This is a genomic window from Arthrobacter sp. AIWTK1, from assembly GCF_056680535.1.
Genome location: NZ_CM155287.1, coordinates 4,124,007 through 4,149,173, shown reverse-complemented (window position 1 = coordinate 4,149,173; position 25,167 = coordinate 4,124,007). Strand labels below are relative to the sequence as shown.

Here is a 25,167-nt window from a genome sequence, read left to right as displayed (position 1 = left end):
GTTCCGTAAAGAGCAACACGTCTCGCCATAAGCAACAGAGTGGCCCGTATCACAGTCACCTGTCAAGGTTTTTCTGAAGTCTTAAGCCCTATTGCAGGGAATCCGGCTGCGCCTTGACGGTGGGCCGGGGCAGGGGCTAGGCATCGATAACCAGGTCCGTCTGCGCCGTGGAGCAGCAGGGCAGGAACTTGCCCGCCGAGATTTCCCGCGCCCGGATCCCTCCCTGGTGGTTCATCTCGATCTCCCCTGAAAGCTTGACGACCTTGCAGGAGCCGCACATGCCTTCCTTGCAGTTCGCGCCAATCCTGACGCCGGCACGCTGGGCCACCTCGAGGATGCGCTCGGTGGGATCGATCCGGACATTGATGCCGGTACGCATGAAGGACATGGTGAGGCTGCCTGTCCCCACCGTGCCGAAGCTCGAGGCGTCAGGGGAACCGGCTTCCGGCTCCAGGCCCGGGCTGTCGACGGCGGGGTCGGAGCCGGGTGCCTCCGGGTCGCTGATTTCCAGCGGCAGACCCGAGGCCTGCAGAGTCCCGTCGGCGTCGTAGCCAGGCTCGTAGAGCCCGAATGCGGCGGGCTGGCTTTCAAAGTAGTCCTCGGCGGATTCGGCGATCTCCTCGGCGATCTCCTCCGCGACGTCGGCTGCAAGTGCCACCTCCGCCTGGTATTCAAGGAGCGTCTGGCGGTCTCCCGAGAAGAACTCCATGTATATGGAAGTGTCATCGACGCCGACCTTTTGGAGGAGTTCGGTGGCGGTGTTCAGGTAACCCTCGGGACCGCATGCGTACACCTGGCGGCCGTTGGCATCGGGGGCCACCTCCTCGAGCATGGCCGCCGTCAGCCTTCCGCTGAGCCCTTCCCACCCCTCCGGTACGCTGCGGTCGCCCAGGGAGTAGTGGACCTTGACGCGCGAGTCCACGGAGGCGATATAGGCCAGTTCCCGGTGGAAGGCAAAGCCTCCAGCATCCGAGCCGTGATAGAGCACCACAACATCGGCGTGTCCGGGCAGGGAGTGGATGGTCCGCACCATGGACATGATGGGGGTGATGCCTGCGCCGGCAGCAAGCAGGAGATACCGTGCCCGTCGGTCGGCATCGGGCAGGTGGAATGCTCCCACCGGTCCCAGCATCTCAAGAACGGTGCCGGGTTTGACGTTCTCGTGCACCCAGGGTGAGACCAATCCCGTGGGGTCGCACTTGACGGTAATGCTGAAAGTCCACGGCTCGGTGGGCGAACTGGACAGCGAGTAGCTGCGGTCCACTGGTTCCTGGTCCTCGCCATTCACAGGAAATGCGACGTTCACGTACTGGCCGGCACGGAACGCCAGGGGTGCACCGTCGCATCGGCGGAACACGAAGGTCATCATGGCGCCGGCCTCGGGAACGGTCTCGACGCACTCGGCCATGAACTCCTGGGGATGCCATGGACCCAACGCCCGTGCTGCCCGTGCGGGTGTCTCGGGGCTTCCCATCACCCTGTTCCACGGCATCTCAAGACCGCGAATACGCTGTGGTTCCTGGATTGCCGTTTCGGTGAGGAGTTCAATCATGCCAAGTGCTCCTGCACGCGCTGCACGTACCAGTTGATGAATGCCTCGACCTGGTATTCGCTCTTCATGTAGGGACCGGGCTCGTAGGCGGGACTGCCGGCACCCTGCTGGCACAGCTCCACGAACGCCTTGTCCTGCAGGTTCGTTTGCTTCCAGGTGTAGGTGAGCTTCTCCAGGTCGTAGTCGACGCCTTCCACGGCGTCGTCAGCCACCAACCAGGTGGTGCGTACGAGGCTCTGGTGTTCGTTGATGGGAAAGACGCCGAACGTGATGACGTGGTCGCCGAGGAAATGGAACCAGCTGTTGGGCTGCAGGTGCATCGAGCAGCGGCCAAGGCGGAAGTCGGGCAAATCACCCAGCAGCTTCTTGGAAAGCCTCCGCCCGTCCGCGGAGAACGACTCACCCTCTCCATCGAGTGATTCCCGTGAGATACGGATTCCCGCGATACGCGTGTCAAGCTGCTCGACCACCTCGTAGGGAAGGCCGTAGCGGCGGCAACGCTCCTCGAGGGAGGACTGAGCCTCCTTGTTCCGGTTCCACACTTCCTCAAGATGGGGCGGGATCAGGCCCTCCGTCAGGCCCCAGGTGGGGAAGAGGGAGCAGGCGAGCTCAGGGTGGCCGTCGCAGTGGTAGCACTCACGGTTGTTCTCCATGACGAGCTTCCAGTTGCCCTCTTCGATGATGTTCTGCTGGTAGGCGATTTTTGTCTTCGAGAGATCGTGGGGCGCCAGGTAGGGCTCAAAGATCTTTGCGGTTTCGTCGAAGTCCGTCGGCGCATCATCGGCAATGCAGACGAAGATGAGTCCGGCCACCTCACGGCCGTGGGCGCGCTTGAGGCCGAAGCAGCTCTTGTCGAACTTCGTTTCCCCCGGCGCGGAGGCATGGATCAAATTACCCTCCGGAGAGTAGGTCCAGGAGTGGTACCCGCAAACCAGGTTTCCGGTTGACCCTGCAGCTTCTGTGAGAACGCGCGCACCGCGGTGGCGGCATACATTGTGCAGGACGTTCACGGCGCCGTCGTCGTTGCGCAGCACAATCAGGGAGTAGGGCCCGTAATCGACGGTGACGTAGTCGCCCGGCTCCGGCAGTTCGGCAGTGCTGGCGGCAAAGATCCAGTGCTGGCCGAAAATGGCCTCCATGTCGATGTTGAAGATCGAGCGATCGGTGTAGAAGGGGGCATCGAGGGAGTAGCCGGTGCGCCGGAACTCAAACAACGCGGTGATCTCTGCCAGCTGCTCGGCAGGCAAAGATGCAGCGAGTTTTCCGCGTGAATTGAGGGGCGTGTTCACAGAAGCAGTCATGGGTTTCCTCCCGGGAGGCATGGGTAGTGGGTGTTGCGGCGGCCATGCGTGGACGGGTGCTAACGGCATGGTCGAAGTACTTGTAATGATGAGATTAGGGTCACAGGAGCTGCAACAAAAGCGCAAGATTTTGAAGATAACCATGCAGAATAGATGCATGATCGATCCACGGCTCATAACACTTCGGGTGTTTGCCCGGTGCGGCACTATTGGCGCAACCGCGGAGCTCACGGGTTATTCTCCCTCCGCTGTCTCCGCGCAATTGCGGGAGCTCCAGCGCGTGCTTGGAATGCAGCTGCTGACGAAGGACGGCCGGGGTGTGCGGTTGACTGCCACGGGCCGCTTTCTCGTGGCGGGCTCGGACACCCTCATCGCGGAATGGGAGAGCCTGCGCGCGGAGGCCATGGAGGCCGGTGACCAGGTGCAGTCCCGTTTTGGGCTTGGGGGATTCTCCACGGCGGCCGCCCAGTTGCTCGCGCCGCTGGCTGCCACTTTGCGTTCAACCCGCCCCCTGCTGGAGGTGCAGGTTCTTGAGGCTGATCCGGCCCGCTGCTTCGACTTGTTGATTGCGGAACGAATCGACCTTGCAGTCATTGTCGCCATGCAGTCCGACAGTTATGGTGAGGACGATCCGCGCTTCGAGCAGAGAGTTCTGCTCGACGATCCGCTGGACGTCATCATTCCCGGTGACCATCCGCTGGCATCACGGGAAACAGCGACGCTTGAAGAACTGGCATCGGAACCATGGATAACGGAGGCCGTCGGTTCCACCTACCATTCCCTGTTCACCGCGGCGTTCACGGCAGTCGGGGTGACACCGCGGATTGCCCATGAGGCCGTTGAATGGGAAACCCAGATCGCGTTCGTGGGTGCGGGGCTGGGCGTCGGCCTGCTGCCCCGGCTGGCGCCTTTGCATGGTGCCGAAAACGTGGTTCGGCTACGCATCACCGGTAGGGCGAAACCCACTCGCCGCATTGTCGCCGCGGTGCGCAGGGGCAGCATCGCCTCACCCCTGATCCAGGAGTCGCTCGGCATCCTGCAGGTCAATGCCAATCGGATCCTCACCGCCCGGCCCGAAGTGGACCCCTGAGCGCTGCCGGCGTGGGGCGTCCTGGACCTGATGCCTTAGCGGCGGGTGTAGCCCATTCTTGCGCTGATCTGCAGTCCCGCCTCTTTCAGGGCCTCAAGGACTCCCGGCGCCTTTTCGGGATCAAAACGGAAGGCAGGCCCGGAGATGCTGACCGCGCCGATCACCGCACCCATGTGGTTGTACACCGGCACGGACATCGAATTGAGGCCGATTTCGAACTCTTCGCGGACCACGCCGTAGCCGTCGCGGGCGACGTCGATCAGCTGGTTCTCCAGCTTGGCGCGGTTGGTGATGGTCCGCGGCGTGCGGGCCGGAAGCCCGGTGTCCTTCAGGATGCGGTCCCGTTCGTCCGCGGACAGCGCCGCCAGGAGGACTTTCCCGCTCGAGGTCGCATGGAGCGGCGTCAGGCTGCCCACCCAGTCGTAGGTGGCCAGCGTTGACGGGCCCATGGCCTGGTCCACGTTGACGGCGTAGTTGGAGCGCAGGACGGCCAGGTTCACGGTCTCCTTGAATTCCTCGGCCAACGCTTCCAGTACGGGCCGGGCCTCCCGGACCAGGCTGAGCCGTCCGGGGATGGAGCTCGCCAGCCTCAGGATGCCGAAGCCCAGCTGGTACTTTCCGCGCTCGCTGTTCTGGTGGACCATTTCGCGGCTCACCAGCGAGCCCAGCAGCCGGGACACGGTGGACTTGTGGATGCCCATCTCTTCAGCGATTTCGCTCACGCCCGCATGGCCGTCCCTGGCCAGGATCTCCAGGACCGCAAGGGCGCGGTCCACTGACTGGACGCCGCCGTGCTGGCCCGCCTCCGCGTCGACGTCGGATTCGGGGTCGTTCTTCGAAGCCATGATCCATACCCTCAAGTAGTTTCTGCGGCTTGCTTTCCCGCCACAAGGCCGCTTAGAGCGTCCTCTCGGTTAGTTCCACACTTTCGATCCTATGCCGAGATGCGTGCGGAAACCGGCATTGCGTTAAGGGCCCTGACGTCACGGCAGGTGCAGGCGCATCAGCACGCGGGGAAAGCCGTTGAGCACGGAGTCCGTGCCGGCGGCCATAGTGAACCCGGCCTGCTCGAACAGCGTTCGTGTGCCAACGTAGGCCATGGTGAGGTCCACCTTCCTGCCTTGGTTGTCCACCGGGTAACCCTCAATGGCCGGGGCGCCATGGCTGCGGGCGAAGTCGATGGCACCTTTGAGCAGGTGGTGGGAGATTCCTTCGCCGCGGTGACCGGGCCGCACCCGGATGCACCACACCGACCACACGGCGAGGTCGTCCACATGCGGGATCTTGCGGGTGCGGGCAAAGCTGGTGTCGGCGCGCGGATGGACGGCCGCCCAGCCCACCACTTCGTCGCCGTCGTACGCGAGTACCCCGGGCGGCGGGTCCTGCGCCGTCAGCTGCCTGACCAGTTCCCCGCGCTCGGGGCCGCGCAACGCCAGGTTCTGTTTGGAGGGGATGCGGTAGCTCAGGCACCAGCACACGGTCGCGTCGGGGCGCTTGGGGCCCACCATCGTCCTTACGTCCTCGAACCGGGTCGCCGGACGAACCTCGATTGCCATGCCGCGGAGTCCTTTCGCTGCTGATCCTGATGTACGGTCCCAGGCCTAGCGCACGCCGTTGCTGTGCGCCATGGCGATTGCTTCGGTGCGGGAGGTGGCGCCCACTTTCCGGTAGATGTTGCGGAGGTGGAACTTCACGGTGTTCTCGCTGATGTGCAGTTTCGCGGCGATGGCCCGGTTCCGCTGTCCGGCGGCCAGCAGTTGGAGCACCTCGAGTTCGCGCTCCCCGAGCTTCCAGTCGGTGACGTCGGGCAGGGTGCGGGCCGGGGGATCAAGGGGGAGTGAGATGGCGACGTCGGCGCCCCAGCCGGGCATCATATCCACGGACATGCCGCCGTTGAGGGCTTCCACCCGCTGGGCGAGGCGGGCCATGGCGGGTGCGGCCGCAGAGAGCTCGCCGGGCCCGTCGTCGCGGACGTTGACCAGGAGGTTCTCGCCGTCGCAGTCCCACTGCGTCCGGATCCGCCGCACTCCCGCCTGGTCCACCATGGCAAGGACCAGCCCGCGGACGATCGCGCGGGCCGCGTGCGCCACTTCGCCCGGCAGGGCGCGGCCGTTGACGGGCGGCTCGATGAACTGGACGTCGATGCCGCTGAAGTTCATGAGCGGTTTCAGGTCCTCGCGCAGCCGCTGGAACGCGGTGGCCACCGGTTCCTCCACGAGTTCGGTGGTGCGGTCGTTGAGGGTGCGGAGCCCCACCAATGCCCTGGCGGCGACGTCGGTGGCGGACTTCCGCGCGGCGTCGTCGCTGAGTGCGGGCGATCGTAGCGCGGCGAGGAGGGTTTCGAGCGTGGTGGAGTGGTGGTCCACCAGTTCCGCTGTCACCCTTACCCGTTCGGCCGAGGCCGCGCGGGATTCGATGAGGTACGACGGCGGCGCGTCCGCCACCTTTTCCCTGATCCGCTCCGCTGCCAGCGTCCACAGGTAGCGGAGCATGCGATCCGCTGTTTCGCGGCGGTCCGGGTCCTGAACGGGTAGCGGGTCGGCGAGGACCAGCAGCGCATTGCTGGGGGAAGACATCGCAAGGACCGCGTGCGCCTCGCCGCCGAGCACTGCTTCGCCCTGCCAGTGGCCGTCCGACCCCGCGTCACCCGCCGACTGTCCACGTGCAGCCGAGAGCGATGCCCGGATGTGGTCCAGTTCGGCGATGGAGACCCGGCTGATGATCGACTCGTCGCCGGCTTTCTTCTGCGGCCGGCCCGTGCAGTCCTCGGTGAAGATGACCAGGGCGCTGCTTCCCAGATAGGGGAGCGTGGCCTCCCGCAGCCGCTGGGCAATGGTGGCCAGCGGGGCGGTGGACAGGGCGGCGATGGCTTCGAGCAGGACGGTATCGGCGGCTTCCACCCGCCCAGTTTACGGCGCCGCGGGCATCTGCCTATCCCTTTGGGTAGTAATGACCGTTCGATCATGGCGTTTGGCCCACCCATCAGGCGGTCGAGGATGGAGAGGTAGCAATTTTCGTAAAGGAGGAACCAGCCCATGAGCGTCATCGCGGAAACCGATCCGGCAGCCCTGGCCGATACGTCCCGGGCCTTCAGCCGCAACCGGGTCCTGGTCCTGGATGAAATCAGGGAAGTGTCCGGGCGCGTAGACCCGGCGCAGGTGGCGGCGCTCGTGACAGAGCTCCGGCTGGCCGGCAGGATCTTCGTGACCGGCGCCGGCCGCAGCGGCCTGGTCCTGAAGATGGCGGCCATGCGGCTGATGCACCTGGGACTGACGGTGCACGTGGTCGGTGAGACCACCACGCCGGCCATCAGCGCAGGGGATCTGCTGCTCGCGGCCTCCGGTTCCGGCACCACCGCCGGAGTCGTCAAGGCGGCGGAAACCGCGGCCCGCCAGGGCGCGCGGGTCGCCGTCTACACCACCGACGCTGGTTCCCCGCTCGCGGGAGTTGCCGCCGCCGTCGTACGTATCCCGGCCGCCCGGAAGACGGACCACGGCTCGGCCGTGTCACGGCAGTATTCGGGCAGCCTCTTTGAACAGGTGCTGTTGACCACCACCGAAGCCGTCTTCCAAAGCCTCTGGGACGAGGACGCGGCCGCTGCCGAGGACCTGTGGCAGCGCCACGCGAACCTCGAGTAGACCCACCTGAGCAGAACCAACACCACCCAAACCCGCCCCAACCCTCAACCAGAAAAGAGACATCACGTGAAACTGCAAGTCGCCATGGACGTCCTGACCGTCGAAGCAGCCCTCGAGCTCGCCGGCAAGGTTGCCGAATACGTTGACATCATCGAGCTCGGCACCCCGCTGGTGAAGAACGCCGGGTTGTCCGCCGTGACCGCCGTCAAGACCGCCCACCCGGACAAGGTTGTGTTCGCGGACATGAAGACCATGGACGCCGGTGAGCTGGAAGCCGAGATCGCCTTCAGCGCCGGCGCGGACCTGGTGTCCGTCCTCGGCAGCGCCGACGACTCCACCATTGCCGGCGCGGTCAAGGCAGCGAAGGCCCACAACAAGGGCATCGTTGTTGACCTGATCGGCGTCGCGGACAAAGTTACCCGCGCCAAGGAAGCCCGCGCGCTCGGCGCCAAGTTCATCGAGTTCCACGCCGGCCTCGATGAGCAGGCCAAGCCGGGCTACAACCTGAACGTGCTGCTCAGCGCAGGGGAGGAAGCCAGGGTGCCGTTTTCCGTGGCCGGCGGGGTGAACCTCTCCACCATTGAAGCCGTACAGCGCGCGGGTGCGGACGTCGCCGTCGTCGGAGGCTCCATCTACGGTGCGGATGATCCCGCGCTCGCCGCCAAGCAGCTGCGGGCGGCGATCATCTAGCGAGTAATCCGCGCGCACTGCGGTGTATTACAGGGGCAGGATTCGAGTAGTGCGGGCCGTTCCGTCCGGACGGAGGCCATGCCACACTTGATGGACTATCGATTGACTGGGGGGATCCACGTCAGGAGATTGTCATGCGACCATTGATGCCCGCCACGACTCCGTCCCGCAGGTTGGCGGTGAACAACGCATGATGATCGGCTGGGCCTACCTCATGGCCGCAATCATGACGCTGGACTCGCTCCTGCTGGGTTTGCTGCTGCTGAACATGCGGTGGCCCAAGAGCTGGAAGAAGAACGGCTGACCTTCCCTTTCCGGACGCCGTCTCCGGACGCCGTTGACGAACGACCTCGACGAACGGCCTGGGCTCCCGGCGCGCATTCACAGCTTGCCGACAGGATCCGAACAGCCGCGCCTTACCTTGGCGCTGCATCTTTGAGTGAAGGACGGTGCACACCGGCCGTTCTACCCAAAGAGCCGTTCATACGGCGGATCGAGGAGACATCAGATGTCACGCATGAAGAGAATCACGCTTGGCCTTTCGGCCGGGGCACTGGCGCTCGGCGCCGGACTGGGAGTCACCGGGATGGCCTCCGCGGCCGAAACCCCCACCCCGAGTGCCAGCGCATCGGCCGAGGGCACGGCGCCCGCAACCGGTTCCGCAGGGACCGACAACGGAATGCGCGGAGGGCACAAGGGCGGCGACCGCGGCCAGATCGCTGCGGACCTCGCCACGAAACTTGGCGTGGACGAGGCCAAAGTGACCGACGCCCTCAAGGCGTTCCGGGATGCCAACAAGCCTGGCGACGGCACCCAGCCGGCGGAGGGCACCAGGCCGGACCGCTCCGCCATGGACGCGGCGATGGCCAAGTCTCTGGCTGAGTCGCTCGGCGTCGAGGAATCCAAGGTCACCGCAGCCCTGGAGGAAATCCGGGCGGCAGGCCAGGCCGAGCGGGCGGCAGAGCTCAAGACCCGGCTTGACCAGGCTGTCACCGACGGCAAGCTGACGCAGGCCGAGGCCGACGCCGTCACCAAGGCCGTGGAAGCCGGGGTGATCGGCGGAGGCGGCCACTAAACGCTCTCACTCTCACTTCCTGCGCTTTATACGAAGCGCTCTCTCACCCGTGAGAGAGCGTTTCGGCTTTTAATGCGAAAAGTGAGAGAGCGCGTTCCGGTTGGCGGCTGCCTAGAGAACCTTGCGGATGGTCTCTTCGAAGCTTGTGACGTGGTGCAGGGCCAGCTCGCCGGCTTTGTCGGCGTCCCCGGCGGCCACCGCCTTGAGCAGTTCCACGTGCTCGGTGATGTGGCCGCTCACCGAGGGCACCTTGTCCAGGACCAGGCACCAGATGCGGGTGGCCAGATTGTCGTAGCGGATCAGGGTGTCTTCCAGGTGCGGGTTGGCTGCCGCTTTGTAGATCAGCCGGTGCACCGTCAGGTCATACTTCATCAGCTCGCGGGACTCAGCCGGGCTCGGATCAAGCTCCGCGATGATCGTGGCGACGTCCAGCAGTTCGCGGCGCATGGCGGCATTTGCCCTGGTTGCGGCACTTCGCGCCGCCAGCGGCTCCAGCAGCTCCCGGACCTCTGAGACGTCGGCCAGTTCCGTGAAGTCCACGGTGGTGGCAAAAGTTCCCCGGCGCGGATAGGACACCACCAGGTGGTCCACCTCAAGCCGCTTAATGGCTTCGCGCACGGGGGTGCGGCCAAACCCGAGCTCGGCCGCCAGCTGCCCGTCATTGATGGGCTCGCCCGGCCTGATCTCCAGCATGATCAGTTTGTCGCGCAGCTGCCGGTACGCGGCCTCCGCCTGGGACAGTACTTCGTCCTCGGCGGGTGGCAGGGCAGGAAGTGCATTCAAGGTGCCGCTCCGTTCTTCGCTACTCATTCCTTCACCACTGGTCTTCACCACTCAGTGGTCCGGTCCCAACCGGAAGCTTAGTGCCACTTTGCCACCGGCTATTGACTCCCATGTGATCCCAATCATACCATTGACCTCACACTGATATATCAGTCATAGCAATAGTGGTATTTCAAAGGAGCATCCGTGGTTGAGCAGTTGAACGAGCGACTTTCCGCAGTCGATCCCGAGGTCCAGCAGGCCATCGCCAGTGAGCTGGGCCGCCAGCAGTCGACGCTGGAAATGATCGCCTCGGAGAATTTCGCCCCGTCCGCAGTCATGGAGGCGCAGGGCTCGGTGCTGACCAACAAGTACGCCGAGGGCTACCCGGGGAAGCGCTACTACGGCGGCTGCGAGCACGTTGACGTGATCGAGCAGCTGGCCATCGACCGGGTGAAGGCGCTGTTCGGCGCCGAGTTCGCGAACGTCCAGCCGCACTCCGGCGCCCAGGCCAACGCCGCCGCAATGTTCGCGCTGCTGAACCCGGGCGACACCATCATGGGCCTGGACCTGGCCCACGGCGGGCACCTCACCCACGGCATGCGGATCAACTTCTCCGGCAAGCTGTACAACGTGGTCCCGTACCATGTGCGTGAATCGGACTTCCGGATCGACATGGCCGAGGTCGAGGCGCTGGCCCTGCAGCACCGCCCGCGGCTGATCGTCGCCGGCTGGTCCGCCTACTCCCGCCAGCTCGACTTCGCGGAGTTCCGCCGGATTGCCGACCTGGTGGGCGCCTACCTGATGGTGGACATGGCCCACTTCGCCGGCCTGGTGGCCGCGGGGCTCCACCCCAACCCGGTGCCCTACGCCGACGTCGTCACCACCACTACGCACAAAACCCTCGGCGGCCCGCGCGGCGGCGTGATCCTTGCCAAGGAGGAATACGCCCGCAAGATCAACAGCGCCGTGTTCCCGGGACAGCAGGGCGGTCCGCTGGAGCACGTCATCGCAGCCAAGGCCGTGGCCTTCAAGCTGGCCGGCACCCCGGAATTCAAGGAACGCCAGGAACGCGTCCTGGAGGGATCCAAGCTGCTGGCCGAACGCCTCCTCCGCGACGACGTCGCCGCGGCAGGCATCTCCGTGGTCAACGGCGGCACCGACGTGCACCTGGTCCTGGTGGACCTCCGGAACTCTAAACTCGACGGACAGCAGGCCGAAGACGCCCTGCACCGGATCGGCATCACGGTCAACCGGAACGCCGTGCCGTTCGATCCCCGCCCGCCGATGGTTTCCTCCGGCCTCCGGATCGGAACCCCCGCCCTCGCCACCCGCGGCTTCGGCGCCGTGGAATTCACCGAAGTGGCGGACATTATCGCGACGGCGCTCATCGCCGCGGCTGCCAACGGCACCGCCGGGACAACGTCCCTGAGCGACAGCACCGCCGTCGAACTCCGCGCCCGGGTGACCGCCCTCGCCGAGCAGTTCCCCCTCTACCCCCACCTTTCCCAGAACGACGGCGCCGAGATCGCCGCGTTCGAATCAGACATGATTGGAGCAGCCCAGTGAGCACGCAACAGCTCCCGGAGCACCCGGATTTCCTCTGGCGCAACCCGGAACCCAAGTCCTCCTACGACGCCGTGATTGTGGGCGGCGGCGGGCACGGCCTGGCCACGGCCTACTTCCTGGCCAAGAACTTTGGGCTGACCAACATCGCCGTCCTCGAGAAGGGCTGGCTGGCCGGTGGCAACATGGCCCGCAACACCACCATCATCCGTTCTAACTACCTCTGGGACGAGAGCGCAGCCATCTACGAGCACGCCCTGAAGCTCTGGGAAATCCTGCCGGAGGAGCTCGAGTACGACTTCCTGTTCAGCCAGCGCGGTGTCATGAACCTCGCCCACACCCTGGGCGACGTCCGTGAAAGCATTCGCCGCGTGGGAGCGAACAAGCTCAACGGAGTGGACGCTGAATGGCTGGAACCGGACCAGGTCAAGGAACTCTGCCCCATCCTGAACATCAGCGACAACATCCGCTACCCCGTCATGGGCGCCACCTACCAGCCGCGTGCCGGCATCGCCAAGCACGACCACGTGGCCTGGGCCTTCGCCCGCAAGTGCGACGAACTGGGCGTGGACATCATCCAGAACTGCGAAGTCACCGGCTTCGTGAAGGACGGCGACCGCGTGGTGGGCGTCAAGACCAACCGCGGCACCATCAACACCGAAAAGGTGGGCCTGTGCGCTGCCGGCCACAGCTCGGTCCTGGCGGAAATGGCCGGCTTCCGGCTCCCCATCCAGTCCCACCCGCTCCAGGCCCTGGTGTCCGAACTGCACGAACCGGTCCACCCCACCGTGGTGATGTCCAACCACGTGCACGTCTACGTCTCCCAGGCCCACAAGGGCGAACTGGTGATGGGCGCCGGCGTCGACTCCTATAACGGCTACGGCCAGCGCGGCTCCTTCCACGTGATCGAGAACCAGATGGCAGCCGCCGTCGAACTGTTCCCCATCTTTGCCCGGGCGCACGTGCTCCGGACCTGGGGCGGCATCGTGGACACCACGCTGGATGCCTCGCCGATCGTGGGCACCACCCCGGTGGAGAACATGTTCGTGAACTGTGGTTGGGGCACCGGCGGCTTCAAGGCCACCCCTGCCGCCGGACTCACGTTCGCACACACCATCGCCACGGGCGCCCCGCACAAGCTGAACAAGCCGTTTGCGCTGGAACGCTTCGAAACCGGAGCCCTGATCGACGAACACGGCGCAGCCGCCGTCGCCCACTAGCCGCCGTCCCATAGAAAGAAGACGCACATGCTGCTTATCTCATGCCCCAACTGCGGCTCGCGCGACGAGACCGAGTTCCACTACGGCGGCCAGGCCCACGTGCCGTACCCGGAGAACCCGAACGACATGAACGACCGCGAATGGGCCGAGTTCCTGTTCTACCGCGACAACACCAAGGGCACCTTCGCCGAACGCTGGCTTCACAGCACCGGCTGCCGCCAGTGGTTCAACATGCTCCGCGACACCGTCACCTACGACATTCAGGCCGTCTACCCGATGGGCACGCCGCGGCCTGACGTGTCCGTCCCGGCGGCGCCCGAGTCCGGCACTGCCAGCACCGCCGCTGACAGCACCACCACCGGCAGCGCCGCGCCCAGCACCTCTGCAACCAGCATCGCTCCAACGAGCACCGCCCCGAGCACCACCGCCCCGGAAGGAGCAACCAAGTGACTTCCCAGAACGCCCGCCTCGCCGCCGGCGGACGCATCGACCGCAGCATTTCCTGGCGTTTCACCGTGGACGGCGAGGAATTCACCGGCCACCCCGGCGACACGCTCGCCTCGGCCCTGCTCGCCAACGGCCGGATCGCCGCCGGCAACTCCCTCTACGAGGACCGCCCCCGCGGCATCATGTCTGCCGGCGTGGAGGAATCCAACGCGCTGGTCCGGGTCGAAGCACGGTTCCCGGGCCACGTGGCAGAGTCCATGCTCCCCGCCACCACCGTCACCCTGGTGGACGGCCTGAAGGCTGACCTGCTCAACGGCCTGGGCCGCCTCGACCCCGAGGAAGACCGTGCCGAGTACGACAAGAAGTTCGTGCACACCGACGTTCTGGTGATCGGCGGAGGCCCCGCCGGCCTGGCCGCGGCCCGCGAGGCCGTCCGCACCGGCGCCCGCGTGATGCTGCTGGACGACCAGCCCGAGCTGGGCGGCACGCTCCTGTCCGGATCCACCGCACCTGACCTCGCCGAGGCCATCGAAGGCAAGCCGGCCCTGGAATGGGTGGCTGACGTGGAAGCCGAGCTCGTCTCAGCCGCCGAATGCACCGTCCTCAACCGCACCACGGCCTTCGGTGCCTACGATGCCAACTATGTCGTCGCGGTCCAGAACCGCACCGACCACCTGTCCAGCCCTGCCGCCGCCGGCGTGTCCCGGCAGCGGATTTGGCACATCCGTGCCAATCAGGTGGTCGTAGCTCCCGGCGCCCACGAACGCCCGCTGGTGTTCGAGAACAACGACCGCCCGGGCATCATGCTCGCCTCGGCCGTCCGCAGCTACCTGAACCGCTACGCCGTGGCCGCCGGGCAGCGCGTCGTCATCAGCACCACCAACGACAGCGCCTACGCCCTGGCTTCGGACCTCCGCGCCGCCGGCGTCAAGGTGGCCGCCGTCGTCGACGCCCGTCCCCGCCTCACGCCGGTGGCTGCCGCCGCCGTCGAATCCGGCACCCGGGTGCTGATCGGCAGCGCGGTGGCCAACACCGCCGCTTCCGAGTCCGGCGACGGCCGGCTGGAGGGCGTGACCGTCCGCAGCATCAACGACGACGGCGAACTCACCTCGGGCATCGAAGAGATCGCCTGCGACCTGCTGGCAGTCTCCGGCGGCTGGAGCCCGCTGGTCCACCTCCACTCCCAGCGCCAGGGCAAGCTGCGCTGGGACGACGAGCTCGCGGCCTTCGTGCCGAGCACCGTGGTTCCGAACCAGCAGACCATCGGCTCCGGCCGCGGCAGCTTCGAGCTCGAGGACTGCCTCGCCGAAGGCATCTCCGCCGGTGCGGCAGCCGCCATCGCAGCCGGCTTCGCGTCGGAAACCAAGCCGTCAGTGATCGGCGAGCCGAAGGCATCCGCTCCCACCCGCCAGCTGTGGCTGGTACCGGGCCAGGCCGGCACCCCCGACGACTGGCACCACCACTTCGTTGACTTCCAGCGGGACCAGTCCGTGGCTGACGTGCTGCGGTCCACCGGCGCCGGAATGCGGTCCGTGGAGCACATCAAGCGCTACACCTCCATCAGCACCGCCAACGACCAGGGCAAGACCTCCGGCGTCAACGCCATCGGCGTCATCGCCGCCGCACTCCGCACCGCCGGCGAAGCATCCCGTGGCATTGGGGACATCGGCACCACCACCTACCGCGCTCCGTTCACCCCCGTGGCCTTCGCAGCACTGGCCGGACGCCAGCGCGGCGAACTGTTCGACCCCGCCCGGGTCACCTCGATCCACCCGTGGCACGTGGCACAGGGCGCCCTGTTCGAGGACGTGGGGCAGTGGAAGCGGCCCTGGTACTACCCGCAGGCCGGGGAGGACATGGACACCGCCGTGCTGCGCGAGTGCGCCGCCGTCCGCGAATCCGTGGGCTTCATGGACGCCACCACTCTCGGCAAGATCGAAATCCGCGGCAAGGACGCCGGTGAGTTCCTCAACCGGATCTACACCAACGCGTTCAAGAAGCTCGCCCCGGGTTCCGCCCGCTACGGCGTGATGTGCATGGCGGACGGCATGATTTTCGACGACGGCGTGACCCTGCGCCTCGACGAGGACCGGTTCTTCATGACCACCACCACCGGCGGTGCCGCGAAGGTGCTGGACTGGCTGGAGGAATGGCTGCAGACCGAATGGCCTGAGCTGGACGTGCACTGCACCTCGGTGACCGAACAGTGGAGCACCATTGCCGTCGTCGGGCCCAAATCCCGCGCGGTGATCGCCAAGCTGGCACCGGAACTCGCCGCCGGCGGCGGGCTGGAGGCGGAAGCCTTCCCGTTCATGACGTTCCGCGAAACCACCCTCGCCTCCGGCGTGCAGGCCCGGATCTGCCGGATCTCCTTCTCCGGCGAACTGGCCTACGAAATCAACGTGCCGTCCTGGTACGGGCTGAACACCTGGGAAGCCGTGGCCGCCGCCGGGGCCGAATTCAACATCACCCCGTACGGCACCGAAACCATGCACGTGCTGCGCGCCGAAAAGGGCTACCCCATCGTCGGCCAGGACACCGACGGCACCGTCACCCCGCAGGATGCGGGAATGGAATGGGTGGTCTCCAAGGCCAAGGAGTTCATCGGCAAGCGTTCCTACGCCCGGGCCGATGCCAAGCGCGAGGACCGCAAGCACCTGGTCAGCGTCCTTCCCGTGGACGGAACGCTGCGGCTGCCGGAAGGCACCCAGCTCGTGGAGAAGGGCATCACCGTCAACCCCGCCTACGGTCCCGTCCCCATGCAGGGCTTCGTGACCTCGAGCTACCACAGCGCCGCACTGGGCAGGTCGTTTGGCCTGGCCCTGATCAAGAATGGCCGCAACCGCATCGGCGAGACCCTCGTGGCCGCAGCCGGCGACCAGCTGGTTGATGTCGTTGTCGCAGAAACCGTACTTTTTGACCCCGAAGGGACCCGCAAAGATGGCTAACACAGCAGCACTCGAAGGCATCAATGGACTCCGGGACATCCGCCGCAGCCCGGCTTCCCACCTGACCGCCGCGCTGGAGACCGGCTCCGTCCAGGGCACGGTGGTCCTGAAGGAGGGCCCGTTCCAGACCATGGCAGGGGTCCGAGTTGACCCCCGCTCCGAACAGGGCTCACGGATCGCAGCCGTCGCCGGCGGCCTGCCGGCACGGTGCGGCGAAGTCAGCGGCACGGACAGCGTCAGTGTCCTCTGGCTGGCGCCGTCCGAGTTCCTGGTGGTGGCGCCGGAGGAAGCCCACGATTCCCTCGGCGGGGACCTGATCGGATCCCTCACGGCCGCCCTGGCCGACGCCCCGGGCCAGGTGGTGGACCTTTCCGCCAACCGCACCACGTTCGAACTCTCCGGCCCGCGCGCCCGCGCCGTCCTGGAGAAGGGCTGCGCCCTGGACCTGCACCCCCGCAGCTTCACCCCGGGAACGGCCCTCACCACCGAGGTGGGCAACATCCCGGTGATCCTGCTGAAGACCGGGGACGAGAGCTTCCGGCTTTTCCCGCGGGCTTCGTTTGCGGACTTCCTGGGCCGGTGGCTCCTGGACGCCATGAGGGAATACGCTTCCCCCGAGGTGCCCTGATGGCGCTGAGCGCCCTGGACCTCTTCTCCGTTGGCATCGGGCCGTCGTCGTCACACACGGTCGGCCCGATGCGGGCGGCGAAACTGTTCGCGGACGGGCTCAAAGGTGACGGCCATCTGAGCGCCACCGCGCGGGTCCAGGCCGAACTGTTCGGATCGCTCGGCGCCACCGGCAGGGGCCACGGCTCCGACAAGGCAGTGGTGCTCGGGCTCCAGGGCCTGGACCCGGAAACGGTGGACACCTCCACCGCGGACGACCAGGTGGCGGCAGCCGCGCTCGACGCCGAACTCCGGATCGGCGGCGACCACCGGGTGGACTTCAACTGGGACGAGGACGTGGTGCTGCACCGCCGCAAGTCCCTGCCCGCCCACCCCAACGGCATGACGTTCCGGGCGCTGGACCACACCGGTGCCGTGCTCAGCGAACGGAGCTTCTATTCCATTGGCGGCGGCTTCGTGGTTGACGGCGACGCCGACGCAGGAGACAAAGTAGTGGCGGACGACACCCCGCTGCCGTACCCCTTCACCACGGCCGACGAACTCCTCGAGATCTGCCGCCGCGAAGGGATGTCCATCTCCGACGTCATGCTCGCCAACGAACTCGTGTGGCGCAGCGAAGCGGAGCTCCGAGACGAGCTGCTGAAACTCTGGGCCGTTATGCGCGAATGCGTGGACAACGGCTGCGCCGCGGAAGGGATCCTTCCCGGCGGGCTGAACGTCAGGCGCCGGGCGCCGTCGTTATTCAAAACCCTGACCGCGGACACCGGCGTGACGGACCCCCTCCGGGCCATGGAGTGGGTGAACCTCTTCGCGCTGGCCGTGAACGAGGAAAACGCCGCCGGCGGGCGGATCGTCACCGCCCCCACCAACGGCGCGGCCGGGATTGTGCCGGCGGTGCTGCACTACTACGTCAAGTTTGTTCCCGGAGCCGACGACGACGGTGTGGTCCGCTTCCTGCTGGCCGCGGCCGCCGTCGGGATTCTTTTCAAGATCAACGCCTCCATCTCCGGCGCCGAAGTGGGCTGCCAGGGCGAAGTGGGCTCGGCCTGCTCCATGGCGGCCGCCGGACTCTGCGAGGTGCTCGGCGGCACGCCCGAACAGGTGGAAAACGCCGCCGAGGTAGGCATTGAACACAACCTCGGGCTGACCTGCGACCCCGTGGGCGGCCTGGTGCAGATCCCCTGCATCGAACGGAACGCCATTGCCAGCGTGAAGGCCATCAACGCCGCCAGGCTTGCCCTCCACGGCGACGGCAGCCACAAGGTATCGCTGGATAAAGCCATTAAGACCATGCGCGAGACAGGAGCGGACATGAAAACCAAGTACAAGGAGACCTCCCGCGGGGGCCTCGCCGTGAATGTGATCGAGTGCTGAGCCATGACTGCCATTGAGACTGAAACTTCTTCCCTTCCGTCCCTCGCGGGCCAGCCCGCGACCACCGTGGAGCACGTCTTGACGCTCGACTGCAACGAGTCGCCGGGCATCGTCCACGCCGTCTCCGGCTTCCTGCTGGAACACGGCTGCGACATCATCGACAACCAGCAGTTCGGCGAACGCTCCGAAGGGCACTTCTTTATGCGGGTGCACTTTGCGTCCGACGGCGATGCCTCCACCGCGGATACCCTGCGGGCCGCTTTTGGCCCGGTGGCCGACCGCTTCGGGATGACCTGGCGGCTGGAGCCGCACGGTTCCAAGCGCCGCGTGCTGATCATGGTGTCCAAGTTCGGGCACTGCCTCAACGACCTGCTGTTCCGCGCCAGGATCGGCGAGCTGCCGGTGGACGTGGTGGCCGTGGTGTCCAACCACACCGACCACCAGGCGCTGGTGGAATGGCACGGCATCCCGTTCTTCCACGTGCCCGTCACGGCCGCCACCAAGCCCGAGGCCGAGGCGCGGCTGCTGGAACTGGTGGACGAGTACGACGTGGAACTCGTCGTGCTGGCCCGCTACATGCAGGTCCTCAGCGACGGCCTCACCCGCAAGCTGGACGGGCGTGCCATCAACATCCACCACTCGTTCCTGCCCAGCTTCAAGGGCGCCAAGCCGTACCACCAGGCCTATGCCCGCGGCGTGAAAACGGTGGGTGCCACGGCGCACTACGTCAACGGTGAGCTGGACGAGGGACCCATCATCGCCCAGCAGGTGGTGGAAGTGGACCACACCTACGGCCCGGAAGACCTGGTGGCCGCCGGCCGCGACACCGAGTGCAAGGCGTTGTCCAACGCGGTGCGCTGGCACTGCGAGGGCCGGGTCATCCTGCGCGGCAACAGGACCGTGGTGCTCCGCTAGGACGCTCTCTCACTTTCGGTGGGTTTGACCGGGACGCTCTCTCACTTTCTTAGGGAAAGTGAGAGCGTCCCGGTTTTTCTTGCGTTAAGTGAGAGAGCGTCCTGGTGGCTGGGCCCGGTGACGGGTGCTACAACGCCGCCAGCCGGGTGGCGAGGTGCAGCGCAGCGAGCCGGCCGGTCCCACGCGGATCCCCGCCGCACAACTCAAAAATCCGCTGCAGCCGGTGATGCATTGACTGCCGCTCGACGTGCAGCTCCCTGGCGGCCTGCGCCGTGTTGCAGCCGGAGTCCAGCCAGATGGCCAGCGTTGCGAGCAGCTGGGAATTGCGCCGGGCGTCGTGATCCAGCACGGGACCCAGCTGCTGGCGGACGAAATCCTGCCGCGTGCCCGGGTCCAAATGCTGCACCGCCAGGCGCTCCACCGCCAGGTTTTCGACGTCGATCACCACGCCTTCGGTGTCCGATGCCGGCCGGGCCGCCGACCGAAGCGAGCCATTGACGGCGAGATCCAGGGCGCTCTTCGCCTCCGACAGCGACCACGGCGCGTGTTCGATCCCTGCCGCCAGGGGACCCACCGCCGTCATGGTTCCCGCCTCAACCGGGAGCTCCCTGAGGGCCGCCACGAGTCCGGCCCGTGCGGCCGCCGCCCCGTCAAAAGGGAGGGCAGCAAGCGCCAGGAGCTCGGCATTGTCCACATAGCTGGCGCTCTGCTGCGCCGTGCGCTTGAGGATATTGTCCATGGCTGCCCTCAGCTGCTGAGAGGTGGACGACCGGACGACGACGGCGACCACCGTCGCAGAGGGCGGGATCCCGGCGGCGGGGGAGAGCTGCTGAAGCCGCCACGGCTGGCTGCCGGAACTTACAGCCCGTAGCAGCGCGGTTCCGGCCACTTCTTTCAGCCCTGGCGGCATCCGCTGCAGCAGCGCGAGCGACAGGATGTCCACGCATCGCCCGCCGGCCACGCGCGCCAGGTTGACGTCGCCGCCGGCCGGTACGTTGATCTGCAGCCTCGCGGAGGGCACGCCACGGACCGGCACATCAATGGTGATCAGCGTGCCGTCGGCACCCGGCCCTGCCGCGCGTCCGGGCTCTGCGGAGGAGCCGGTGCCGGACTCGGGGACCTCTGCCGGCTGGGAATCGGCGCTGCCCGCCGGACGTGTCCCGGCGCCATCCGGGCCGGCGTTGCCCAGCGTCACACCGGACACGGACGAGAGCTCCAGCGTCGCATCAATGATTCCGGCCAGCACGGCAAGGATCTGGTCCAGGCTGCTCCCGTGGGCCAGCTCAACGGCCATGGCGTGGCTGGCCTCATCAGCGCGGCGCAGATGGGCCACCGATTCACTGACGAGCATCGAGTTAATCGCCTGCATGATGCCCACGAACGGCACCACCTTGCGGAATTCAATAAGGGGAAGCCCGGCGGTTTCGGCCGCCTGGATCATCGACGACGGCAGTGAGGCGAGCCGCTGGCCCGTTTCCACTGCCAGCGCACCGACCCCGCGCTCTGAGAGCTGACGAACGTACTCAACCCGGCGGGCATCCGAGGCAGTAACCAGTGCATCGCCGCCTGTAAGAAGCAGCTCACCGCCGCTAAGTAACGGCGCAATGTCCAAGACTTCACTGGAGTGCACCCACCGCAGCTGCGTACCCGCCACAGCGCCAGCACCGGCGCGGATCACGGGATCGGCGGCGGTGAGGGTGGCATGGTTCAGGATTTCACTGAGCTTTATTGGCATTACGCTCCGTCACGCAAATGGGTCTTTTGATGTACATATCGTATCTTGTTGTGTGTGGTCTGCGGCACATACTCTGGCTGTATCCCCTTTCTCCCACGGAGGCCCCACATGCAAAACAACTCCACTGCAGCCCCGGCCGGCCACGTGCCCGCAGCCGGCGAAGACGTCGAAGCCTGGCTCCAGCCCATCCCCGAGTCACAGCGGACCCGGAAGGTTTCCGGACAGTTCTGGATCTGGGCCGGGGCAAACCTTGCGCCCATCAACTGGGTGCTCGGCGCCCTGGGCATCCACCTCGGACTTGGCTTTGCCGACACCGTTACCGTTCTGGTTTTGGGGAACCTGATCGGCATGCTCCTGTTCGGCTGCTTCGTGCTGCTCGGCCAGAAGACGGGTGCCACCGGCATGGTGCTGGCCCGCGCGGCATTCGGCCGGCGCGGAAACTACCTGCCGGCCGCCATCCAGGCGCTACTGGTCATCGGGTGGTGCGCGGTGAACACCTGGATCATCCTGGATCTGGTCATGGCGCTGTTCGGCACCCTCGGCTGGGTTGACCCGACCGCCCACAACTACGCCTGGAAGATCGGCGTCGCCACCACCATCATGGCTGCGCAGGTAGCCATCGCCTGGTTCGGCTACAAGGCCATTGCGGCGTTTGAAAAGTGGACCGTCCCGCCCACCATCATCATCCTGGCGGTTATGTCCGCCGTCGCCTGGTTCGGCATGAAGATCAACTGGACCTACGCCGGCCCTGCCGGCAACATCCTCGAAGGCTCGGACCGGATCGCCGCGATGAGCGCCGTCATGACGGCCATCGGCATCGGCTGGGGCATCACCTGGTTCACCTACGCCGCCGACTACTCACGCTTCGTCAGCACCGAAGTTCCGAAGCGCAAGGTCTACCTCGCCTCGGTCCTGGGCCAGTTCATCCCCGTCGTCTGGCTCGGAATTCTGGGCGCCAGCCTCGCCACGAACAGCGGCGAGATCGATCCCGGCAAACTCATCGTCCAGAACTTCGGAGTCCTGGCACTTCCGGTGCTGCTGATGGTCCTGCACGGACCCATCGCCACGAACATCCTGAACATCTACACCTTCTCCGTTGCGACGCAGGCACTCGACATCACCATCAGCCGCCGCAAGCTCAACCTTTTCGTCGGCGTCTTCTCGCTGATCGCCGTCATCTTCTTCATCTTCCAGGAGGACTTCGCCGCCGTGCTGGACGCCTGGCTGATCGGCCTGGTGGCATGGGTGGCTGCTTGGGGCGGCGTGATGCTGGTGCACTTCTTCTGGATCGAGAAGAAGTGGCCCGGCGAAGCCGCACGGCTGTTCGACGGTGTGGGCACCAAGCGCCTTCCCTGCGTCAACTGGGCCGGCATCGTGTCCCTTCTCGTCGGCATCTTCTCCACCTGGCTGTTTATGTACGGGCTTGTCCCCGCAATGCAGGGCCCCATCGCCGTGGCCCTGGGCGGCTGGGATCTGTCCTGGCTCGCCGGCGGCCTCAGCAGCGCTGCGTGCTACGCGGTTCTTGGCCCGCGGGTCCACCGCAAGTTTCTGGCCGGTGCCGCCTTTGAGCCGGTCCGGGTAACCGCCCCGGAGACCACAGTCCCGGACGCCGCAGCCCGCCCGTCAACCGCAGTTTCGCTGTAGAAAGGATTCGGACCATGGAATTCCCCGCCTTCCCGGACTCCGCCCACCCCATCACCTGGCCCGAAGGGTACCGGGCGGCCGCGTCCTTCACCTTCGATGTGGACGCGGAGTCCTGCACCATCGCCCACGATCCCACCAGCACGCGCCGGATGTCGCTCATGACCCACCAGTCATACGGACCGAAGGTTGCTGTGCCCCGGCTGCTTCAGATCCTGCAGCGCCAGGACATCCAGGCCACGTTCTTCATCCCCGGATTCACCGCTGAAAGCTACCCCGACGTGGTGCGCCGGATTGTGGATGCCGGCCACGAGATTGCCCACCACGGCTACCTGCACGAACCCATGCAGGGCATCGACGCCGTCACCGAGGCACGCTACATCGACCGCGGGCTGGAGGCACTGGCCAAGGTAGCCGGCGTGCGGCCGGTCGGCTACCGCGCCCCGTGGTGGGAGCTGAACTGGCACTCGCCGGCGCTCCTTGCGGACCGCGGCTTCCTGTACGATTCCAGCCTGCTCGACGGCGACGCACCGTACCGCTTCAGCGTCGCCGAGGGTGACTCCAGGGACCTGGTGGAGATTCCGGTCGACTGGGCGCTGGACGATTGGGAGCAGTACGCCTTCTATCCGGGAGTTACCGGCAGCGGCGTCATCGAAAGCCCCGCCAAGGTCCTGGAGATGTGGACGCTGGAAGCGGAAGCGCATCACGCCGCCGGGAGCTGCTTCGTGCTCACCAACCATCCGTTCATCTCCGGCCGGCCCTCCAAGGCGGTGGCCCTGGAACAGCTGATCAGCCAGGTCAAGGACATGGACGGGATGTGGGTGACCACGATGGCCAAGATCGCCCAGCACACCCGGGACACCGTCACCGACGTCCACAGCCACGCACGGATTGAGGTCCCCGGATTCCCCGACGCCGGCGCCCGGTTCACCCCGGCGCAGGTGCGTCAGTCAGCACTGATATCCGACCGGGCCCGCCTCTAGCCGACTCTAACCCAACCACCGGCGTCTCCAACCACCCGGACGCTCGTTACCTTTTTCGTAGCCCAGTTCTGTTGCAGGATGTGGGTGTGCTTGCCTGACCGGCCCCGGCATGATTATCACGCTCTGTCGTTGGATGATCCTGAGAGTGTTGTCACCGGGGTCCGGGCGGGTGGCAGGGTGACCGCTAATAGGGGCAGGACAGTTTGGGAACGTCGTGCGTAACGTGGGTGCGGGGCTCTGACACCGAGGGTCAGGCTGGCACGAAAGTCAGTGTCCAGGACCGGGAGGTGCGCCAGGTGATCAGGAACCACGAAAACGTTGAAGTGTTCATCGGATTGGATGTCGGCAAGGGCGAGCATCATGCTGTTGCCTTGGACCGGACCGGGAAGAAGTTGCTGGACCGGGCCCTGCCCAACGACGAGACCCGGATCCGGGAGATCCTGGCCGAGCTTGAACACCACGGCCGAATCCTCGTGGTGGTCGACCAGCCCGCGACGATCGGCGCGCTCCCGGTTGCCGTGGCCCAGGCCGCAGGGACGCTGATCGGCTACCTTCCGGGTTTGGCGATGCGCCGGATCGCGGACCTGCACCCCGGGGAAGCAAAAACGGACGCGCGGGATGCGTTTATCATCGCCGACGCCGCCCGCACCATGCCCCATACTCTGCGCTCGGTCCAGCTCGCAGACGAGCAGACCGCCGAGCTGACCATGCTCTGCGGTTTCGATGATGACCTGGCCAAACAGGCCACCGCCACCTCGAACCGGATCCGTGGCCTGCTGACGCAGATCCACCCGGCACTCGAACGCGTCCTGGGACCCCGGCTGGACCACCCCGCGGTCCTGGATCTGCTGCGGACCTGGCCCACACCCGAAGCGCTTCGCCACGCCGGACGGCGCCGGATCGGGAACCGGCTGACCAAGCTCGCGCCCCGGATGGGCGAACGCCTCGCCGATGACATCATCGAGGCCCTGGGCCAACAGAGCGTGACCGTTATCGGCACGAACGCCGCAACCATCGTCCTGCCTGAACTGGCCGGCATGCTCGCCAGGATCCACGAAGGCCGCGCCACCGTCTACACCCAGGTCGAAGACCTCGTGGAGGCCCACCCTCTTCACCAGGTCCTGATGTCTTTGCCGGCCGTCGGCATCAGGACCGCAGCACGGATCCTCACCGAAGTCGCCGGCAAAGACTTCCCCACCGCCGGGCACCTGGCCTCCTACGCCGGCCTGACTCCGGTGACATGGCGCTCCGGGTCCTCCATCCGAGGCGACCGCGCCTCCCGAAGAGGCAACAAAGTCCTCAAACGCACCCTCTACCTCTCCGCATTCGCAGCCCTCAAAGACCCGCTCTCCCGCGCCTACTACGACCGCAAACGAGCCGAAGGCAAACGCCACAACCAAGCCCTCATCGCCCTTGCCCGACGCCGCTGCGACACCCTCTACGCCATGCTCCGCGACGGCTCCCTCTACCAGGCAAAATCACCCGCAGCAGCTTGACAAAAAACATAGGGACACTCTCACTAGTTACAGAAAAAACCGGAATGCTCTCTCACGGCGTGAGAGAGCATTCCGGCCTTTGTTGCGCCAAGTGAGAGCGTCGGGTT

21 protein-coding genes are annotated in these 25,167 nt (G+C 66.2%); 14 read left to right on the top strand and 7 right to left on the bottom strand.

Annotated features, from left to right (window positions below):
* Nucleotides 1–136: 136 nt before the first annotated feature.
* A complete protein-coding gene (locus AC1MDG_RS19025) occupies nt 137–1,552 on the bottom strand; it encodes a ferredoxin reductase (protein ID WP_479806040.1) in 1,416 nt (471 codons plus the stop codon).
* Nucleotides 1,549–2,853 carry an aromatic ring-hydroxylating oxygenase subunit alpha gene (locus AC1MDG_RS19020; RefSeq protein ID WP_479806038.1) on the bottom strand — a complete coding sequence of 435 codons (1,305 nt, stop codon included), beginning with the start codon at nt 2,851–2,853 and terminating at the stop codon, nt 1,549–1,551. The genes AC1MDG_RS19025 and AC1MDG_RS19020 overlap by 4 nt, the downstream gene beginning before the upstream one ends.
* A gap of 157 nt (nt 2,854–3,010) precedes the next feature.
* Here AC1MDG_RS19020 and AC1MDG_RS19015 point away from each other — a divergent pair, with 157 nt between their 5' ends.
* The gene (locus tag AC1MDG_RS19015) at nt 3,011–3,943 is read left to right on the top strand and encodes a LysR family transcriptional regulator (RefSeq protein WP_209752099.1); all 933 of its coding nucleotides are present in this window, start codon (nt 3,011–3,013) and stop codon (nt 3,941–3,943) included.
* Nucleotides 3,944–3,978: 35 nt separating this feature from the next.
* Here AC1MDG_RS19015 and AC1MDG_RS19010 read toward each other — a convergent pair whose 3' ends face one another.
* The 3 genes from AC1MDG_RS19010 to AC1MDG_RS19000 all read right to left on the bottom strand — a co-directional run bounded on the left by AC1MDG_RS19010 (nt 3,979) and on the right by AC1MDG_RS19000 (nt 6,843).
* Nucleotides 3,979–4,788, bottom strand: coding sequence for an IclR family transcriptional regulator (locus AC1MDG_RS19010; RefSeq protein ID WP_479806036.1), 810 nt, complete (start codon nt 4,786–4,788; stop codon nt 3,979–3,981).
* Nucleotides 4,789–4,926: 138 nt separating this feature from the next.
* Nucleotides 4,927–5,499 (bottom strand): GNAT family N-acetyltransferase, encoded by a 573-nt coding sequence (locus AC1MDG_RS19005; protein WP_479806034.1) that lies wholly within the window; start codon nt 5,497–5,499, stop codon nt 4,927–4,929.
* Between the two features lie 45 nt (nt 5,500–5,544).
* Nucleotides 5,545–6,843 (bottom strand): helix-turn-helix transcriptional regulator, encoded by a 1,299-nt coding sequence (locus AC1MDG_RS19000; protein ID WP_479806033.1) that lies wholly within the window; start codon nt 6,841–6,843, stop codon nt 5,545–5,547.
* Nucleotides 6,844–6,978: 135 nt separating this feature from the next.
* On the opposite strand from AC1MDG_RS19000, the gene hxlB reads away from it, so the two are divergent.
* The 3 genes from hxlB (at nt 6,979) to AC1MDG_RS18985 (ending at nt 9,346) form a co-directional block, all read left to right on the top strand.
* The gene (gene hxlB, locus AC1MDG_RS18995) at nt 6,979–7,581 is read left to right on the top strand and encodes a 6-phospho-3-hexuloisomerase (protein ID WP_479806031.1); all 603 of its coding nucleotides are present in this window, start codon (nt 6,979–6,981) and stop codon (nt 7,579–7,581) included.
* Nucleotides 7,582–7,647: 66 nt separating this feature from the next.
* Nucleotides 7,648–8,271 (top strand): 3-hexulose-6-phosphate synthase, encoded by a 624-nt coding sequence (hxlA, locus tag AC1MDG_RS18990; RefSeq protein WP_479806029.1) that lies wholly within the window; start codon nt 7,648–7,650, stop codon nt 8,269–8,271.
* Nucleotides 8,272–8,779: 508 nt separating this feature from the next.
* Complete coding sequence (locus AC1MDG_RS18985; protein WP_479806027.1) at nt 8,780–9,346, top strand: hypothetical protein; 567 nt, start codon at nt 8,780–8,782, stop codon at nt 9,344–9,346.
* Between the two features lie 111 nt (nt 9,347–9,457).
* On the opposite strand, the gene AC1MDG_RS18980 is transcribed toward AC1MDG_RS18985, so the two are convergent.
* On the bottom strand, nt 9,458–10,129 hold the full coding sequence (locus AC1MDG_RS18980) for a GntR family transcriptional regulator (RefSeq protein WP_043484508.1): 672 nt from the start codon (nt 10,127–10,129) through the stop codon (nt 9,458–9,460).
* 186 nt (nt 10,130–10,315) lie between these two features.
* Here AC1MDG_RS18980 and glyA point away from each other — a divergent pair, with 186 nt between their 5' ends.
* From glyA to purU, 7 genes are read left to right on the top strand one after another with little or no spacing between them, the layout of a single operon-like run.
* Entirely contained in the window at nt 10,316–11,677 is a 1,362-nt protein-coding gene (gene glyA / locus AC1MDG_RS18975) for a serine hydroxymethyltransferase (RefSeq protein ID WP_479806025.1), read from the top strand.
* Nucleotides 11,674–12,894: a sarcosine oxidase subunit beta family protein gene (locus AC1MDG_RS18970; RefSeq protein WP_479806023.1), complete on the top strand. Its 1,221-nt coding sequence runs from the start codon at nt 11,674–11,676 to the stop codon at nt 12,892–12,894. The genes glyA and AC1MDG_RS18970 overlap by 4 nt, the downstream gene beginning before the upstream one ends.
* Before the next feature lie 27 nt (nt 12,895–12,921).
* On the top strand, nt 12,922–13,344 hold the full coding sequence (locus tag AC1MDG_RS18965; protein WP_479806021.1) for a sarcosine oxidase subunit delta: 423 nt from the start codon (nt 12,922–12,924) through the stop codon (nt 13,342–13,344).
* Nucleotides 13,341–16,289, top strand: a complete 2,949-nt coding sequence (locus AC1MDG_RS18960; protein ID WP_479806019.1) for a sarcosine oxidase subunit alpha family protein — start codon at nt 13,341–13,343, stop codon at nt 16,287–16,289. Before AC1MDG_RS18965 ends, AC1MDG_RS18960 begins: the two co-directional genes overlap by 4 nt.
* Nucleotides 16,282–16,917, top strand: coding sequence for a sarcosine oxidase subunit gamma (locus tag AC1MDG_RS18955; RefSeq protein ID WP_479806017.1), 636 nt, complete (start codon nt 16,282–16,284; stop codon nt 16,915–16,917). Before AC1MDG_RS18960 ends, AC1MDG_RS18955 begins: the two co-directional genes overlap by 8 nt.
* On the top strand, nt 16,917–18,290 hold the full coding sequence (locus tag AC1MDG_RS18950) for an L-serine ammonia-lyase (RefSeq protein ID WP_479806015.1): 1,374 nt from the start codon (nt 16,917–16,919) through the stop codon (nt 18,288–18,290). Before AC1MDG_RS18955 ends, AC1MDG_RS18950 begins: the two co-directional genes overlap by 1 nt.
* A gap of 3 nt (nt 18,291–18,293) precedes the next feature.
* Complete coding sequence (gene purU, locus AC1MDG_RS18945) at nt 18,294–19,205, top strand: formyltetrahydrofolate deformylase (protein ID WP_479806013.1); 912 nt, start codon at nt 18,294–18,296, stop codon at nt 19,203–19,205.
* 127 nt (nt 19,206–19,332) lie between these two features.
* Here the strand turns inward: purU and AC1MDG_RS18940 are convergent, their stop codons facing one another.
* The gene (locus tag AC1MDG_RS18940) at nt 19,333–20,940 is read right to left on the bottom strand and encodes a PucR family transcriptional regulator (protein ID WP_479806012.1); all 1,608 of its coding nucleotides are present in this window, start codon (nt 20,938–20,940) and stop codon (nt 19,333–19,335) included.
* 108 nt (nt 20,941–21,048) lie between these two features.
* On the opposite strand from AC1MDG_RS18940, the gene AC1MDG_RS18935 reads away from it, so the two are divergent.
* From AC1MDG_RS18935 to AC1MDG_RS18925, 3 genes are all read left to right on the top strand, one after another.
* Nucleotides 21,049–22,584, top strand: a complete 1,536-nt coding sequence (locus AC1MDG_RS18935) for a purine-cytosine permease family protein (protein WP_479806010.1) — start codon at nt 21,049–21,051, stop codon at nt 22,582–22,584.
* A gap of 14 nt (nt 22,585–22,598) precedes the next feature.
* On the top strand, nt 22,599–23,564 hold the full coding sequence (locus tag AC1MDG_RS18930) for a polysaccharide deacetylase family protein (RefSeq protein ID WP_479806008.1): 966 nt from the start codon (nt 22,599–22,601) through the stop codon (nt 23,562–23,564).
* A 287-nt stretch (nt 23,565–23,851) separates the two neighbouring features.
* Nucleotides 23,852–25,060, top strand: coding sequence for an IS110 family RNA-guided transposase (locus AC1MDG_RS18925; protein WP_479805105.1), 1,209 nt, complete (start codon nt 23,852–23,854; stop codon nt 25,058–25,060).
* The last annotated feature ends 107 nt before the right edge of the window (nt 25,061–25,167 follow it).